This is a genomic window from Cohnella candidum, from assembly GCF_003713065.1.
GTDB classification, from domain to species: domain Bacteria; phylum Bacillota; class Bacilli; order Paenibacillales; family Paenibacillaceae; genus Cohnella; species Cohnella candidum.
In genome coordinates, this window is record NZ_CP033433.1 from 4530104 (window position 1) to 4547086 (window position 16983).

Here is a 16983-nt window from a genome sequence, read left to right on the forward strand (position 1 = left end):
GAAAAATTTTCGAAGCTTGCAACGGCAAGCGCGGCCTTCCCGTCTATTCGGTAAATGGCAGATGGGAGCAAATAGGATGAAAACGGGATTAATTTGGATCTTAAGTGCGGCTGTACTCGTCGGATCGGCCGGCTGCGCGGCGAAGAAAAGCCAGGAGCCCCAGGAAGGGTTGGCGGCCCAATCCGCTTCCTGCGAAGCCGCGCCGGAAGAACTGCATTGGAATGGAGCCGTTTACCAGCTGACCAACGCGAACTCCACCGTAGAGCCGGGAATGAAATACGGCTATTTATCTTGCGACCACGGCAAGTTCACTCCCGGGGATGACGGTCCGGGAGCCTTTATCTTATACAGCGCGGGAAATCCGGGAACGAGTAGCGATATCGTGATGTTCGGACAATGGGGCGAGGGACTGTACCGTAAAAAGCCTTAACGCGAACTCAAGGAGGAAAACCCGCGTCTGCGATAAGCAGCGCGGGTTTCTTGCATGATGCCTATTTTCTAGACGTCTGTGCGTTCGTCCTGTCAGTGGAAACGCCCTTGCCATATGTTATGGGTGTAAGACGAATTCCAATCACGAACAAGGGTGGTGAATGTTCATGGGTTACAGCTGCGGCGGTTTCGGCGGCGGTGTCGCAATCGTGTTGGTGCTCTACATCCTGTTGGTGATCATTCTGGCTGGAGCATTGTGGGTCTAAAGTAAGACCCGGTAATCCTTGGGGGAGAGCGGCGATTCGCCGACTCTCCCTATTTTGCTTTCGGATGCGGAGCCTTCTTGGGCCGCCTGAGGAACAGCGAGAAGAAAATGCCGATCGCCGTCAGAAAAGTCGCCACGAGGAACGCGTCGTTGATGCCGCCGATCGTCGATTCTTTGGCCATTAACCCGCCAAGGATCGTCATGGCATAAGCTCCGCCCAGCTCGGCGGGAAGTCCGGTCACCGCCGCGACGCCGGCTTCGAAGAGCCCGATGTTCTCGCTCGCGATAGGGTTGTTCATTGTCAAGGTATTGGAGTAATTCGCGGCATGCTCGGTGGTCCGGGTGGACATGACCGTGACGAGCAGAGCGGTGCCGAAGGAGCTGGCCACTTGCCGCATCGTATTGGAGACGGCCGTGCCGTGCCCCTTCAGCTGCGGCGGCAGCGCGTTCAGGCCTTCCGTCATGATCGTCATCATGATGAAGGAGACGCCGAAGCTCCTCAACGCGTAAATCAGCATCAGATGCGAGTAGCCGGTCGCATCTGTCAATTTCGTCAACTGGTAGGTGGTGACCGCCGTAATCGTGAGGCCGATGACGGCCAGAGGCCGAACGCCGAACTTGTCGAATAGAATGCCCGAGATCGGGGACATGACGCCCATGAGCAGGGCGCCGGGCAGCAGCAGCAGGCCGGAATCCAGCGCCGAATAACCCCGGATGTTCTGCACGTAAATCGGCAGCAGCAGCATGGCGCCGAACATGGCCATGTTGACGATCATGCTGACGAGCGTGGACATCGTGAAGGTTAAGTTGGAGAACACCCTCAGATTCAGCATCGGCGCTTTGGCGGCCAGTTCCCGGTACACGAAGAACACGAGGAAGACCAATCCGACGATGATCGAGATGTCCACGACGGAATCGCCCCACCCCCGGCTGCCCGCTTCGCTGAGTCCGTACAAGAGAGCGCCGAAGCCGATGCTGGAGAAGATCGCTCCGACCCAATCCAGTTTGGGATAGGACAGCTTGAGAATGTTGGACAAGTATTTGAAAGTGAGCAGCACTTCGATGGCTCCGAGGGGAACCATGATGAAGAACAAAATCCGCCACGAGTAATGCTCCACCATATAACCGGCGAACGTAGGGCCGACTGCCGGGGCGAACATCATCGCGATGCCCATCATGCCCATGGCTCTCCCCATTTTATCCGGCGGGAAGATCCTCAGGAAAATGTTCGTCACCAGCGGCATCATGATACCGGCACCGATGGCCTGTACGACGCGTCCGAACATAATGATCGAAAACACGCCGCCGATTCCGCACAGGAGCGACCCGATCGTGAAGAAAGCCATGGCGCTCGCGAACAGCAGCCGGGTGGAGATCGTCTCCATCAGGAAGGCGCTGATCGGGATCATGATGGCGTTGGCCAGCATGAATCCGGTCGACAGCCATTGGATGGTCGTGGTCGACACGTTCAGGTCGTTCATCATATGGGGAATCGCGACGTTCACCATCGTCTGGTTCAGGATCGCGATGAACATGCCGCAAATCAACACGACGACCGTGGGGGCGACGCTCCTCTGTTCTGCCATGGGGCACCCCTTATCGGTGGATTCGAATGCTGACGCTCATGCCGGGCACCAGGGCGAGACCTTTGTAGCCATCGATTGTGACGGTGATCGGAATGACCTGCGTGACTTTGGTGTAGTTTCCCGTCGTATTGGTGGTGGGAAGCAGGGAGAACGTTCCGGCGGTCGCCAGGCCGATTTGCGACACTTTGCCGCTCAGCGTCGTGCCGGGGAACGCGTCTACATAAATGTCGACCGCTTGGTTCAACGCCACGTCGTTGATTTTCGTTTCCTTGATGTTTGCCGTGACCCAAAGATGGTCGAGGTCGAAAACCCGCGCAAGCGGACTGCCCGCACCCACGATCGAATTCACGACGGCATTTTGCTGGACGATCGTACCGGCGGTCGGCGTCGTGACGTTAACGGTACCTTTGTCGCTCAGCACGGTGCCGACGATTTGGCCGGAAGGGTAAGATTGGCCGACTTTACCGGTCCAACTGGATAGAACCCCCGGTGAAGATGCGGCCACGCTTGCGGATTGTCCGTCGATTTTGGCATTGTCGGTGCTGATGTAATTGACGGACTGATTGTAGTAGTAAATGGCCGCGCCACCCCCTGCGATGAGCAGCAGGATGACGATCACGTTGATCAGCACGAGACTGGAACTTTTCATGGGTTCTGGATTCCTTTCCTGGACAAGCCAAAGGATGGGGAGTAGCAGTAGGTTTTCACCTGTGGCGGCCCCTTATTCCCATGGCGGCGAATTCCAACGGTGCAGGATATGAAACGGAAGTTGGAGAGATAATGGAAAAATCCATTGTCCTGGAGGTTAGGGAATGAACATCTATGTCGTGTACGACAGCGAGGACGGCCATACGGAAGCGCTCGCCCACGCCATCGCCCAAGGAGCCCGCGGCGTAAGGGGAGCCAATGTGCACCTGCATCATGTGGAAAGGGCCGACGTGCATGATCTGGCGAAAATGGACGCGATCATCTGGGGATGCCCGGGGCATTTCGGCAGCATCAGCGCAGGACTGAAAACGTGGATCGATAAACTCGGCTATCTGTGGGCCCATGGCCAACTGGTGGATAAAATCGGGGCGGTCTTCGCGACGATCGCGACCGAACATGGCGGCATCGAGGCTACGCTGCTGAACCTGATCACGCCCATGCTGCATCAGGGCATGATCATCGCGGGCTTGCCGGCCAACGTGCCGGAAAACGTGCTTTACGGCTCGTATTACGGCGTCGGCATTACCGTTCCATTGGAGGACTCCCCCGACGACCCGCCGAACATGCCCACGGAGGACGATCTCGCGCTGGGCCGGGCGCTGGGCCGCAGGGTCGCCTTGCTGACCGCCAAATTCAAAGGCGAGCGAGGGGAATGATCGATGATTTTCATCGGGTACGGGATTGCGGCGTTCATCGTCATCGTGCTCTTGATCGTGTTCAACGTGCGGGCGGCTTCCCGGCGTTCCGCCGCAGCCCGGGAAGAGACGGTGAAGGAGCCGCCGGCGGCTGCTGTGCAAGAGGAAGCGGCGGATACGGGGAAAGGTGCGGAAGCGGGTAAGGGCGTCGAAGCGGCTAAGGCCGGCGGAGAGACGGAACGTACGGAGGCCGCTCCCGAGGTGCGTCACCGAACGGTTCCCCCGCGCGATGCCATGAAAGATCAGGTTTACCGGAACGCGCTGCGCGATTTGAAGGCGGGAGCGGGAGCGCCTCCACCGCAAGCGTCGAGACCGCCGGCAAGGAAAGAGGAATCCTTGCATATGCCGGATTCGGATTACCGGAACGCGATGCGGAATTTCCGCAAGTCCCCCTCCCCGGACGAGGGGCCGACCGGGAACCCGCCGAGCCGTTGAGGCGTTGCGGCGGCTAAATACCCACCTTGCTTTTTGCAGGGTGGGTGTTTTATTGCTTTTAGACACTAAGTCCGGGTGGGTGCACGAATGAATGTCGGTTTTATTGCTTTTCGACACTAACTGATCCGGATTTGGCCCGTTTTTGAGCGATTTCCCTTATTTTATTGCTCTAAAGCAATAATTCCGGGTTCGCAACCACCGGAAATCGAGAATTATTGCTTTTCGACACTAACTGACTCTGGCATCAGCTTTCTTCGCGCGCTTGACGGGTAAGAAAACGAAGTGCTAGTGTCTAAACATATTGTATTGGCGGGAGAACGACATTGGGGGTGAGGACGATAACGACCAGCTTCGCCAGAAATGATAAAGAGCGGGAACGTTTGGACTTCGTCGGGCGGCTCGCGGACTCGTTCCGGCAGCGGGCGCACGAGAACGACCGGGAAGGCGCGTTCGGTTACGAGCAATTCGAGGAGTTGCGCAGGTCGGGCTATACGGGGTGGACGGTTCCGGAAGCATACGGGGGATTCGGCATTACGCCGTACGAATTCGTGCTGTACCAGGAGCGGCTGGCACAAGGGGATCCCGCGATCGCGTTGGCCATCGGCTGGCATATGGGCGTTACGTACGATATAGCCACCAAGCGCACTTGGGACGAGAAGGCGCTCGCGCCGTTTCTTGAGGCAGCCGCTCGAGGGGAGCTGACGAACCATGCAGTTTCGGAGAAGGCGACGGGCAGCCCATCGCGGGGAGGCAAAATGCAGACGACCGCGGACCCGGACGGGAACGGCGGCTATATCCTGAACGGACGCAAAACGTTCACCTCGCTCGCCCCGGTACTGGACACGGTCATCGTGGCGGCAACGCTCACGAATGAAGGAACGCACGCGGATTTTCTTATCCCGATGCAGACCGAAGGGGTCAGCATCGATCCGGTGTGGGACATGATGGGCATGCGCGGTACGGGAAGCCACGACCTGGTGCTCGACCATGTCCGGCTGCCGTCCGAAGCTCTCGTGAAGAGGTCGCCGCAAGGGGAGAAAGGGAAGGCCAGTCCTTTCCTGCTGCATATACCGGCATGTTATCTCGGCATCGCGCTGGCCGCCCGGAGCGAGGCGCTGGCTTTCGCCGCCGGTTACCAGCCGAACTCGCTCGATAAGCCGATCCTCTACGCGCCGAATATCGGCCAGCTGATCGGAGAGATCGAACTCGAGCTCACGGCGGCCCGCCATTTCTTATACGGCGCGGCGGCTCGTTGGGACGCGCCGATGGAGGACGATTCCCGCTGGATCCCGGAACTCGGCGCAGTGAAGGTGATCGCGATCCGGACCGCCCTCTCCGTCGTAGACAAAGCGCTGCGGATCGCAGGCGCGCATGGCTTGGCGGCGTCTCATCCGCTGCAACGGCTATACCGCGACGTGCGGTTCGGGCTGTCGAATCCGCCGATGGAGGATGCCGTGCTGCGGATGCTGCACCAGCAGGCGATTCGGGAAACGACGGACACGGAATAGCAAGAAAATAACCCTTTGGCGGGTCAATCCGCCAAAGGGTTATTCGCATCTAAGCCAAGATTACCAGTTGTTCCCCGATACCCGAATCACGGTGAAGTTCGGGGATTTGTCTTCCCCGTAAATCGCGCGGATACCGGGATTGTTCACCTTCACGTTGGTGAAGCTTGCCGATCCGACGACAGGTCCTTGCCCGTCTTCCGCTTTCGCGACGAGCTTGATGCCGTAGCGGGTCGGGTTGTTGATGTTGATGTTCTCCAGACGGATGTTCTGCATCGGAAGGTTTTCCGGCGACTTGGACTGGAACATCAGGCCGAAGTAGACGGGATTGTTGATGTCCACGTTCTTCACGAGAATGTTCTTGAAATCCCGGTCTCCGCCGTAGAACCAGATCGCTCCGAAGTTTTGATAATCGTTGATCTTGTCGTCCGCTCCGACGCTGGTCCAGAAATCGCCGCCCGTGCGGTCCAGCGTGACGCCGTCGATGACCGTATCCTGCGCGCCGAATCCGAGCGTGTTGTAGCCGAAGCTCAAGCTGCTGATGGTAAAGCCCGGGTAGGTCAGCGTATCCGCGCCGTACAGGTTCGCGAAGGTGTTGCCTTGGCCGCCGTATACCGCGAAAGCGGCTGCGCGCCTGACGTTGACGGCGGTGAGGTTGGTGTACTGGTTGCCGACGTTGTAAGAACCGCCGGAGTCGACGGCGCTGAACAGGGCGAACGAATCGTCGCCGGTTCCGCGGGCGTAGTTGTTGTCGATGATGTTATAGGACGAACCGTTGGTCATGTTGATGCCGTCCGCGAACGTGTTTTTGATCCGGTTGTTGCGGAACGTGTTGTAGGAAGAGTTTACGCCCCAATACAGGCAGACGAAATGTTCGGCCCAGATGTTCTCGATGGTAACGTTCTGCATGCCGTTGCCGTCGATGAACTTGCCGGGACCGTCCACCCGATAGACGTAGTTGCCCCATGCGGACAGGTTTTTGATCACGGAACCGTTGGCCGTCGAGCCGATGTTGAAGCCGACGTCGGTGTTCGTTTGATCCTGCGGAGCGACCAGCTTGGTGTACCACGGTCCCGCGCCGATGATTTCGGTCGCGCGGCCGTACAGGAAGATTTTCGAGTTAATCGTCCATGTGCCGGCGGGAATGAAAATCCCTTTCTTCGTCGTGTCTTGCCGGAATTCGGTCAGCGCTTGCTCAATCGATTTGGTGCTCGACACTTCCACGTATTTGCTCGGATCCGGATTGGAGGCCGCAGGAGCGACGTTTTCCGCCTCGATCATATCGACGTAGATCCAGTTCACGTCTCCCGCGTCTTTCTGAATGCGGATCTTCGTACCCGCCGGGTAAACCTGGTCGAGCATCAATTGGGCATCCTCGTACAGCCAGTAGGCTTTGGTGCCCGAGTTGTCATAGCCGAGGCGTCCGAGCGTCGTCGGAGTCGCGTACAGATAAGAGAACTTAGACGAGACCGTAAAGTTGCCTTTGTCCACGCCGTTCACGTAAATGCTGACCGTACCCGTCGTGTTCTCGGCAACCGCGTTGCGGAGCACGAACGCATTGGCCGGCGAGGTCAGCGTAAACTCGACGTATTCCCCGTTGGCGTCCAGCAATACGGCTGAGCGACCCGAAGCTTCACCGGCGAAGTCGCCCGGCGTAAAGTTCGGGGCGAGCCGGGTGCCGTTCGTGGCGTTCGAGGAGGACTCGGCTTCCAGAACGGTGAAAGGCATGTTCGCGCCGCGGCCGGAATACAGGCTGGCCGTGCTCGTGTTGTTGCCTTGTTTGGCCGCGACTTCGTTGGCATCGGCGGCAACCGTCGTCGTGACCGTGTAGCTGCCGTTAACGGCCGTCCAAGTGCCCATAATTACGTTGACGGAGGCTCCTGCCGCTATGGCGCCGCTGTAGGATCCGGTCAAGGTTTGGAGCGTGGCGCCTGCCGAATTCTTCAGCACCAGCGTAATGCCGTGAGCGCCGCTCGCGGTTGCGATATTCCCTTGGTTCTTCAGGTTGACCGTGAAGGTGACCGTATTGCCTGCGCTCGGATTGCCGGGCGTCCAGGTCGCCGTACCGATCAAGTCGGCGCTTTGGACTTGGCTGACGACGAGCTGCGTCGGGTTGGTGTAGCTGTTGTTTGCTTTGTTCGTCTCGATAACGGAGTTGTTTTCGTTAACCTTCGCGGTGACGGAATAGGAACCGGCGTCTTTCGGTCCGATATTGGCCGAGACGTTCGCAGACGCTCCTGCCGCGAGCGCGCCGACATTCGCCGTTCCAACCAGGGTGCTGCCCAGGTAGAAATTCACCGTCGTCGCCCCGGAGGCGGCCGAACCGGTATTCTGGACGGTCGCGTTCAACGTGATCGCGTTCGATTCGTTCGGGGAAGCCGGCGACCAGGAAGCCGCGGTGACGACCAGATCCGGGTTCGGAGCCGGCGTGCCGATGATCTGGAACTCGGCGACTTGCCCGCCAGGCGCTCCCGAGTTCGCCGTAAAGAGCAGTTGGACGCTACTGACCGTGGCAGTGACCGGAATCGTCACGGTGTTGCCCGTGGACGGATTAAACGTATACGAGGCGGCCGAAACGAGATTCGTGAAGGCCGTCGTATTCTGGTCGTGACCCAGCACTTGGATCGTCTGCGAGCGGGTGGACCATGCCGAATCCGGGTTCAGCTTGATCACGACCGACGTGATGCTGGCATTGGCGCCGAGGTCGACGGTAAGCGTGCTCGGATGTCCGTTGCCTTCCCAGTATGTCGTGACGTCGTTGTCGTTCGCGTTCGCCGCTACGAACGTGAAGGTGGAAGACGACGCGGTGATCGGCTTGCCGACGGCGAGGTTGGAGCCGGTAACGACGGTGCCGTTCCGGGTCACCGAATTGCTCGGAGCGGAAGCGTTGCCGGCTGCGTCTCTCGCGACGACATAGTAGGTGACGGTAACGTTGGAAGGCTGACTGTCCGTGTAAGTGAGGGTGGTTCCGTTCACGCTGCCGCGAAGCTGGCTGTTCGCGTAAATGTCGTAACCCGTAACGCCGACGTTATCCGTGGAGGCCGTCCACGTGAGATTGATCGTGCCGGAAGTCGGCTGCGTGAAAGCGAGGTTGGCCGGGGCCGTAGGAGCCTGCGTGTCCGGCGCCGTGCCGGACTTGAAGTTGAGCCAGTTGATGTTGAAGTCGTAACCGCTGGCATAGACGCGGAGCGTTTGCTGTCCCGCGGCGAGCGTCACCGTGGCGGTGACCGTCTGCCAGTTTTGCCAGCCGCCGGTGTTCGGCACGTTCGTGGTCGCAAGCGTCGTCGTGCCCGATTGCAGCTGCAGCTGGCCCGTGGAGGCATTGCTGGCCACGCGGTACTCGACCGTGTAAGTGCCGGCAGTCTGCACGTTGACGTTGTAATCGATCCAATCTCCGACATTGATCCAACCGACGTTAAGGCCGCCGCCGGTATCCGTCGTCGTTTCCGTTTGGACGCCGTTCATCGCGCTCCAGTTTTCCGCTTCGATTTTGCCCGGGATCGGGGAAGCCGAGACGGTGGAGGTGCCGTATACCTCAAACTCGGAAATTTGCCCGGCTGGCCAGCCGGTATTGGCCGTGATATTCAGCTTCACGTAGCGGACGTTCGCCGCCGTGAAATTGATCGTAACCGTATTGCCCGTGGAGGGATCAAACGTATAGGAGGCCGAGCTTGCGAGGTTCGTATAAGTACTGTCGTTCGTGCTGCCCTGAACGGACAACGTTTGGCTGCGGGTCCCCCAGCCGGAGGGGAGTTTCAAGACGACCTGGTCCACGTTGGCGCTGCTTCCAAGGTCGACGCGGATCCATTGCGGGAAGGCGTTGTTGACGCTCTCCCAGTAAGTGCCGGCATTGCCGTCGGTGGCGTTGGTTTCGACGTAGACGTCTCCATGGCCCGAGGCGGTAACGGGTTTACCCAGCGCGAGGTTGGGGCCTCCGGCAGCATGGGCCGGAGCCGGTGTTCCGATGGAAGCCAAGAAGGTGCCGATGACCATGGTCAGGATGCAAGCCAAGGAGACGATTCGTCTGTTGCTTTTCACGATTTAATTCTCCCTTCATAATGGGCATTCGAAAGTGAAAGCTGATCCTTATGCGACATTCCCACCGTTTCGTTGCGTAATCTCTGGTGCTAATCGTTTGAAAGCGTTATCATCCTTGTGCGGCATCCCTCCTCGTCGTGGACAGGTTGAAGGAATTTCCTCCATGATCATAATCCAGCCGGGCGGCGGCATGAAGTTACGATTCTACAGACATCGTGTGTATTTTTACGAATCGTCCGAATAAACGAAGACTCCCCTTCAAGGGGAGTCTTTGACTGACTGCTCGGGCTTATAGGGATTCGCCGTTCAAATAATTGTAGAAGGGAACGTCCGTCCAGAAATCGTAATGTTCGACCGTGACGGAAGGATCCACCTTCTTGAACCCGTCAATGACGGCCTGAGACTGTTCCTTCAGCGAGAAGGACTGGGCGTAATAGCGATCGGCGGTGATTTTGTTGTTCGTGATGATTTTATAATCCGGCAGTGCGGTCAGCGAGTAATACAACGGCTGCCACCAGGAGTTTGCGATCAAGCCCGGCTGGTCTTCTTTGTTCTTCTTGGCATAGGTGCTGATGATCTCGTTAAAACGATTCTTGTCGGCGGATTGGTTGAATTCGAAAGCGATATCGTATTCTTTGGCGTATTCGATGTAATTGCCGTTTGCGATCTGCCGGACTTCGTATTGGTCCGATACGCCGGGGTCGCCCCATTCTTTGAGGTACACGAATGCGGAAGTTTTCGGCTCGAATTGGACTTTGGCGTCGATCCCTTCACTTCGAAGGAGGCCGATCAGCTGTATGGCGTGCTTCAGGTCGGAATGACCATAGACGAGCGTTAACGATTCGATGAAATTGGGCTCATAGCGGCTGTCCTTCAGGTTGTATCCGGTAACGAGGCCCTGTTCCAGCGCGGCATCGACGACCTTCTGGAGCTTGTCGGACCGGATGATGACGGAGGCATTGTACGCGTCCGTTAGTTTGGCGTAAATGTCGGGATCGCTGACACTGCCAATGTAATGCTTATATTGGCCGCGGAAGACGAGTGTCTTGCCGATTAGAACGTTGGCCAAGTCCGCGGTGACGCCGGCTCCGGATTTGAGTTGATTGTAGTAAGCGGAGGGCAGGAGCCCCGTATCGACGGCAGCGGCAAGTTCCTGCCGGGTTTGCAGGTTGAGCTTATCCGCCCGGATCGGCAGCTTGGCGATCGCGAGTTCGGCTTTCGCTTGCGGATAGGAAGCGGCCAACTCTTTGAGGCCGGCTGCGCGGACGGACAACTGGACGGCGTTAATCGCCGTGAGAGAGGCGGAAGAATTGACGGTGTCGGAGGCGAGCACGCCATTCTTATACAACGTATTGGCAGCATCGTAATAAGGGCTGGAGGACGGCAGGTCCGCGAAAGTCACCGGAGCGTCGGCCGGCTCCAGTCGGACCGAGGCGGCCAGGTCGAGGATGAACTCGCCCCGGGTGATTCTCGCGGGAAGCGCGACATTGAACTTGTCCTTAAGGAAAGCGGCGAATTCCGCGGAGGAAATTTCCTTAGCCGCCGTTGTCGTTGCAGCCGCGGAAGTATGCGAAACGGGCTGGGCGCCAACGAGCAACGAGACGGCTAAAGCGGCGGTAAGCAGGTATTTGTTGCCTTTGGAAAATGGCAGAATCACGATTGTATCATCCTCTCTTCTTAATACTTATAAAACATAGTGATTTAGTAGGGAAATCTTAGCACCGCATGGTTTCCCTGTCAATGCTTTCCTGCACATAGAAAAAAGGACCGGCATTCCCGCTCTCTCGTGCGGTTGCCGGTCCCCTATTCAGGAGTTTGCGTTCTCTTCTCCATAGAAAAACACTTCTTCAAGCGGCAAGCCGAAGGCATGGGCGATGCGAAACGCCAGCTCCAGGGAGGGGGAATAGTTTCCCTTCTCCAACGCGACGATCGTTTGCCGGGTGACGCCGACCTTGTCGGCCAGCTGCTGCTGAGTCATTTCGTTATTGTTGAACCGCAGCTTGCGGATATGGTTACCGACGAGATTTTTGCCCATATCGGATTAGACTCCTCTTCTATAGTGGTACAGCCTGGACAGGGAACCCGTCACGTCGGACGCGAACCCGGAGGCGATCAGGATCATGAACATGACCTTCGACGGATAGTCCAACACCAGCGAGCCCATCGCCAGGAGAAATCCGATAACGAAGACGGCGAAAGAAACGCGGATTGATTTGAGGCGGATGAGCTTGTCCAGCTCGTCCTCGAATGCGGGCTCTTTCTCTCCGGTCGTCACTCGGAAAAAGACGTTAAAAGCGATGCTGATGATAATGTGAGCTACAATCGAGACCAAAGTCAACACGAGGACGAAGGAGCCCCAGTAGTGGAAAACCTCCGTTATGTCCGCGCTTTCCCCCGGGTATTTCGGATACATGTACAGGCAGTACAGTACGAAAATGAGAATGGTGCTGAATAACGTGACGATGCTCTTCTTTTCCTGATAAGTCATGGCTTATCCTCCCGAGCGTAAGTAATTTTGACTAGAGGTATGATTTTCTAATCATAATGTAATTCATACCATTCATAATGTCAAGTTTAATTTACACTCATATGAGTTAAAGCACCCGTAATTCGATTTTGCACACTTAGAGCGAGTACTCTCGACATCAAGCGCGCTGCAATTTGAAAATGCACACTTAAAACGCAGGAATCCATAGAGGCTGCCGGAAAGCAGCACTGTAAGTGTGCAAAATCGAACTACAGCCAAACTTTCGGCAATAAAGTGGATGCAAGCGTGCAAAATCGAACTCCGTGCAATTGGAGGCGAAGTAGGCGCGGATCTTATTCAAGCCACCGAAAGAAAAAGCCAGGTCCCCGTGGGGCCTGGCTTCCGATCAGTTCAGATACCGGTTCAACAGTTGGAGAATGGCTTCCCGCTGGACGGGTTTGCTGACGTACTCGTCCATGCCCGCGGCCAGGCATTTCTCCCGATCGCCCTTCAGGGCATTGGCCGTGACCGCGATAATCCGCGGACTATTCTCTCCGTGCTCTTCTTTGATCGCCCTTGCCGCCTCGAGGCCGTTCAGGACCGGCATGTGCAGATCCATGAAGATGAGATCGTAGTGCCCGCCGCGCACCGCTTCGATGACTTCCTGCCCGTTCAGAACGGGGGTGACGCGGTGGCCCCATTTCTCCAGCATTTTCGTCATGACCAGCTGATTGATGGGATTGTCTTCGGCGAGCAAAATGTTTCCTTGGCGCATCGTCTGATCGTCCCGGCTTTCTTGAGCCTGGGGCTTCGCCATCACTTTAAGAGGAATGGTGAAGGTGAAGGAGGAACCGCTCTCGCCGTCGCTTTCCGCGTAAATTTTGCCGCCCATCATCGTGACGATCTTGCTGCTGATGGCCAGGCCGAGACCGGTCCCTTCATGCTTGCGCGTCATGAAGTTGTCGATCTGCGCGAAAGGTTCGAAAATTTCCGCCAGCCTGCCGGGATCGATTCCGATGCCGGTATCCGATACGGTAAAGGCCAGTACGGAAGGGTCTTCCTTCGACAGACTCGCTTTCACGGATACGCTGCCTTCGGGCGTGAATTTGACGGCGTTGCCGAGCAGGTTAAGAAGCACTTGCTTGAGACGTTCGACGTCGCCGTAAACGTAATCCGGAACGTCATGGTTAATCGTACAGGAGAGTTCCAGGCGCTTGAGGTCGGCCCTCGGGGACACGATGGAAAAACATTCTTTGATGCATTCGCGCAGATCGAAGGTTTCTTCCTGCAGCTCTACTCTTCCGGCTTCGATTTTGGTGAGGTCGAGGATGTCGTTGATGATATTGAGGAGCGTGTCTCCGCTTTTGCGAATGACCTCAAGGTAACTTCGCTGCTCGTCATCCAAATTCGTCGTTTCCAGCAAAATGTCCGTCATCCCGATCACCCCGTTCATGGGGGTGCGGATTTCGTGGCTCATCATCGCCAGAAACTCGCTTTTCGCTTTATTGGTAGACTCGGCTGCCTCCTTCGCGAGCAACAGCCTTTTCTGCTCGGAAATATCCTTGCAGATCAGGTAGAACCCGATATTCTTCCGGTTGACGAAGATTGGCGCGATGCTGGTGATGACTTCCACCGTTTCGCCGTCTTTGGTGACCAGCGTATCGATTCCTTGTTCGATCGTACTGTCGTAGAGTGCCTTGGCCAGAATACGGTCCACGTTGGATTGTCCGATCAAATTCGCGAGCTCCATGCCGATCAGCTCCGTCTCGATCGTGTAGCCCGTCAGCTTTTCGGCCATGCTGTTGCCGTTAATGATACGTCCGTCGAGACCGAAAGAAATGACGGCGTCATGGTTGTATTTTTTGAGAGACGTGTATCTTTCGACGGTTTCCTGCAGCTTCTGCTCGGATTCTTTTTGTTTAGAGATGTCGATGATTTGCGCGATATAATAAAGCGGGTTGCCTGAGTCGTCGGTGAACAGCTTGACGCTGAGCCAACCCCACAACACGTCGCCGTTTTTTTTGATATATCTTTTTTCGAGCTGGATTTCCAAATTGGCAGGACCCATAAGTTCCCGGATATCATGAAGTGTCTTGATTTCTTCATCCGGATGGGAGAGGTCGCCGAACCGCGTGCCGTCGATTTCCTGTTGGGTATAACCGAATATCCTCTCGAATGCAGGATTCACCGTCAAAACCAAGCCGTCAGGCGAAATCAGTACGATGCCGAAAGAGGCGTGCTCAAACACCTGTTGGTTGAAAGAAATTGGATTCAAGTTTACGCGATGCATGGTCCGCCGCCTCCGGAGTCAGTCTAAATTTTAAGCCTAAAAAAGTATTTACCCACTTCGAAGATTGTCGAAACATGAAGATATTTTTATGAAGAAAGCAGGCTGCCGACTATGGAGTCGGCAGCCTGCTTCGCGTTCGTCTAGATTTCCAGCATCTTTTCCAATTTCAACTTCATCTCCGGCCACTCGGAGGCGATGAAGCTATAGAAGGCGGTGTCGCGGATGTAGCCGTCGCCCAGAATGCGATGCTGGCGATGGATGCCCTCGAAAACCGCGCCGATCCTCTCCATCGCCTGCCGCGAGCGGACGTTGCGGGAATCGGCCTTCAACTGGACGCGCACGGTGCCGAGCGTCTCGAAGCAATGCCGCAGCAGCAAGTATTTGCACTCGGTGTTGACGCGCGTCCTCCATACTTCGCGGGCCAGCGCCGTCCACCCGATCTCCAAGCTGCGATTGGCAGCGGAAATATCGGCGAACCGCGTCGTGCCGACGAGACGATCCGTCTCGTTATCGCGAATGACGAACGGCAGGGAAACTCCTCTGGCGCGTTCGTCGAGCGCCGTGCGGACGTAGGTTTCCATATCGCCGATACTCCGCATGCCCGGAGGGGAATAGATCCATAATTCCGGATCGTTCAACGCTTCGTACAGAGGGGCGATATGCTCAATCTCCATCGGGAGCAGCGTGACTCTAGCTCCTTGTAGAATAACGGGTTCCACTTGCATGTGCAGATCTCCTTCGCAGTTCAGCCTTAGCAAACTCTCTAAGACGAATACGACGGCATCCGGAGCAAATCCTCTTTTTAGCCTTTGATCGAACCTGCCAACAATCCCCGGACGAAGTAGCGGCTAAGGAAAACATACACGGCAAGCGTAGGTAAAGCCGCAAGCAGGGCGCCGGCCATCTGGACGTTCCATTGCACGATTTGGCTGCCGGACAGGTTTTGCAAAGCAACCATGATCGGCTGCTGTTTCTGCGTCGTTAGCGTGACGGCGAAAAGGAATTCGTTCCATACGCTCGTGAACTGCCAGATGCACACGACGACGAATCCCGATACGGACAGCGGCAGCATGATCCTGCGGAAGATGCCGAAGAATCCCGCGCCGTCGATCCTCGCCGCCTCCAGCATTTCCGTGGGGATGCCGACGTAGAAGTTCCGGAACATGAGCGTGCAGATCGGAAGTCCGTAGACGACGTGAACGAGTACGAGTCCCGGAATCGAGTTGTACAGCTTGATTTGCTGCATGAACTGAATGAGCGGGATCAGGACGCTCTGATAGGGAATGAACATCCCGAACAGCATCAGCGCGAACATTACGTTGGAGCCCCGGAAGGACCATTTGGACAAGACGTATCCGTTCATCGACCCGAGCAGCGCCGACAGCGCGGTCGCCGGAATCGCGAGCCAGAAGCTGTTCCGCAGGTTCGGAAGCAGCTTGGCGTAAGCCGCGCGATAGCCGGATAAATCCAGGGAAGCCGGCAGATGCCACATCCGGTCCAGCGTGACCTCGGAGGCCCCTTTGAAACTGGTCACGAGGATGATATAGACGGGAACGAGGAAGAGCGCGGCCAAGACGACAAGCAGCAAATATAACGAATAAGAGGGGGCCGTTTGCCGGTGCATCTAGCCACGCTCCTTCCGAAAGCTCGAGATCAGATAAGGGACGATCAGCAAGGATACCAGGAGCAGCATGATCATCGCGATGCCGGAGCCTTGCGCGTAATGGTTGCCCCTGAACGTCGTTTCGAACATGTACACGCCGGGAACGTCCGTGACGAACATCGCTCCGGGCCCGGTCATGGCATAGATCAGATCGAAAATTTTCAAAGAGATATGCGCCAAGATAATGATTAGGCTCATCGAGATCGGCTTGAGCTGCGGCAGGATGACTTTGCGGAAAATCTGCTTCTCCGCGGCGCCGTCGATGCGGGCGGCTTCCCGCAAGTCGTCGGGGATCGACCGCAAGCCGGCCAAATACATGGCCATCGCGAATCCGGACATTTGCCACACGGCAGCCAGCACGACGGCGATCACGGCGACGGGCAAGCCGAAGTCGATGGCGCCGAGATGGAGCTTCGGGACGATGGAAATACTGGTATACCATTTGGGCGGATGGGAGATGCCCAGCGACTTCAAAGCCAGATTGACGCCGGTCGTCGGGTTCAGCACCCACTGCCAGACGACGCCCGTTACGATAAAGGAGAGCGCCATCGGGAAAATGAAGACGTTCCGGAAGAAAGCCTCTCCCTTGATTTTCGAGTCCACCATTTTAGCGAGAAACAGCCCGCAGAGCATCGTGAGGCCGATGAACAGCACGGTGAAGGCCAGCGTGTTCCGCAAATCCGACTGAAACCGGAAATCCTGGAACAGGAAACGATAGTTGGCGAAACCGACGAAATGGGAGCTTCGGACGAGCGTGTTCCAATCGGTGAACGACACGTAACCCGTCCAGGAGATGAACCCGTATACGAAAATCGCGATCGCCGCGAGCGAGGGCAAAATCATCAGGACGGGAATCGCCTTTTCCGATCTATGCATCATTGTGCCTTCCCTCCATGAAGAAG

General features: G+C 56.7%; 15 protein-coding genes. 5 read left to right on the forward strand and 10 right to left on the reverse strand.

Translation table 11 applies throughout. The features are described from left to right. Positions 1–76: 76 nt before the first annotated feature. Both EAV92_RS20985 and EAV92_RS20990 read left to right on the forward strand, forming a co-directional pair. The gene (locus tag EAV92_RS20985) at positions 77–430 is read left to right on the forward strand and encodes a hypothetical protein (protein WP_123042887.1); all 354 of its coding nucleotides are present in this window, start codon (positions 77–79) and stop codon (positions 428–430) included. Positions 431–590: 160 nt separating this feature from the next. Beyond that, positions 591–695: a sporulation protein YjcZ gene (locus tag EAV92_RS20990; RefSeq protein WP_123042888.1), complete on the forward strand. Its 105-nt coding sequence runs from the start codon at positions 591–593 to the stop codon at positions 693–695. A 49-nt stretch (positions 696–744) separates the two neighbouring features. Here EAV92_RS20990 and EAV92_RS20995 read toward each other — a convergent pair whose 3' ends face one another. Then, positions 745–2280, reverse strand: coding sequence for a DHA2 family efflux MFS transporter permease subunit (locus EAV92_RS20995; RefSeq protein WP_123042889.1), 1536 nt, complete (start codon positions 2278–2280; stop codon positions 745–747). Between the two features lie 10 nt (positions 2281–2290). Then, positions 2291–2929 carry an HlyD family secretion protein gene (locus EAV92_RS21000; RefSeq protein WP_123042890.1) on the reverse strand — a complete coding sequence of 213 codons (639 nt, stop codon included), beginning with the start codon at positions 2927–2929 and terminating at the stop codon, positions 2291–2293. A gap of 163 nt (positions 2930–3092) precedes the next feature. On the opposite strand from EAV92_RS21000, the gene EAV92_RS21005 reads away from it, so the two are divergent. The 3 genes from EAV92_RS21005 (at position 3093) to EAV92_RS21015 (ending at position 5626) form a co-directional block, all read left to right on the forward strand. Next, positions 3093–3644 (forward strand): NAD(P)H-dependent oxidoreductase, encoded by a 552-nt coding sequence (locus tag EAV92_RS21005; RefSeq protein ID WP_123042891.1) that lies wholly within the window; start codon positions 3093–3095, stop codon positions 3642–3644. Positions 3645–3647: 3 nt separating this feature from the next. Then, complete coding sequence (locus tag EAV92_RS21010) at positions 3648–4118, forward strand: hypothetical protein (protein ID WP_123042892.1); 471 nt, start codon at positions 3648–3650, stop codon at positions 4116–4118. Between the two features lie 329 nt (positions 4119–4447). Beyond that, on the forward strand, positions 4448–5626 hold the full coding sequence (locus tag EAV92_RS21015; protein WP_241158339.1) for an acyl-CoA dehydrogenase family protein: 1179 nt from the start codon (positions 4448–4450) through the stop codon (positions 5624–5626). A 60-nt stretch (positions 5627–5686) separates the two neighbouring features. On the opposite strand, the gene EAV92_RS21020 is transcribed toward EAV92_RS21015, so the two are convergent. From EAV92_RS21020 to EAV92_RS21055, 8 genes are all read right to left on the reverse strand, one after another. Beyond that, positions 5687–9616, reverse strand: coding sequence for a carbohydrate-binding protein (locus EAV92_RS21020; RefSeq protein ID WP_123043842.1), 3930 nt, complete (start codon positions 9614–9616; stop codon positions 5687–5689). A 334-nt stretch (positions 9617–9950) separates the two neighbouring features. Next, positions 9951–11318 carry a hypothetical protein gene (locus tag EAV92_RS21025; RefSeq protein WP_241158341.1) on the reverse strand — a complete coding sequence of 456 codons (1368 nt, stop codon included), beginning with the start codon at positions 11316–11318 and terminating at the stop codon, positions 9951–9953. A gap of 150 nt (positions 11319–11468) precedes the next feature. Beyond that, entirely contained in the window at positions 11469–11696 is a 228-nt protein-coding gene (locus tag EAV92_RS21030; protein WP_123042893.1) for a helix-turn-helix transcriptional regulator, read from the reverse strand. A 6-nt stretch (positions 11697–11702) separates the two neighbouring features. Then, positions 11703–12149 carry a hypothetical protein gene (locus EAV92_RS21035; RefSeq protein ID WP_123042894.1) on the reverse strand — a complete coding sequence of 149 codons (447 nt, stop codon included), beginning with the start codon at positions 12147–12149 and terminating at the stop codon, positions 11703–11705. 385 nt (positions 12150–12534) lie between these two features. After that, on the reverse strand, positions 12535–14418 hold the full coding sequence (locus EAV92_RS21040) for a PAS domain S-box protein (protein ID WP_123042895.1): 1884 nt from the start codon (positions 14416–14418) through the stop codon (positions 12535–12537). A gap of 140 nt (positions 14419–14558) precedes the next feature. Further along, positions 14559–15143, reverse strand: coding sequence for a GNAT family N-acetyltransferase (locus EAV92_RS21045; protein WP_123042896.1), 585 nt, complete (start codon positions 15141–15143; stop codon positions 14559–14561). A 77-nt stretch (positions 15144–15220) separates the two neighbouring features. Continuing rightward, positions 15221–16042 carry a carbohydrate ABC transporter permease gene (locus tag EAV92_RS21050; protein WP_123042897.1) on the reverse strand — a complete coding sequence of 274 codons (822 nt, stop codon included), beginning with the start codon at positions 16040–16042 and terminating at the stop codon, positions 15221–15223. Continuing rightward, positions 16043–16960 (reverse strand): carbohydrate ABC transporter permease, encoded by a 918-nt coding sequence (locus EAV92_RS21055; RefSeq protein ID WP_123042898.1) that lies wholly within the window; start codon positions 16958–16960, stop codon positions 16043–16045. Positions 16961–16983 lie beyond the last annotated feature (23 nt).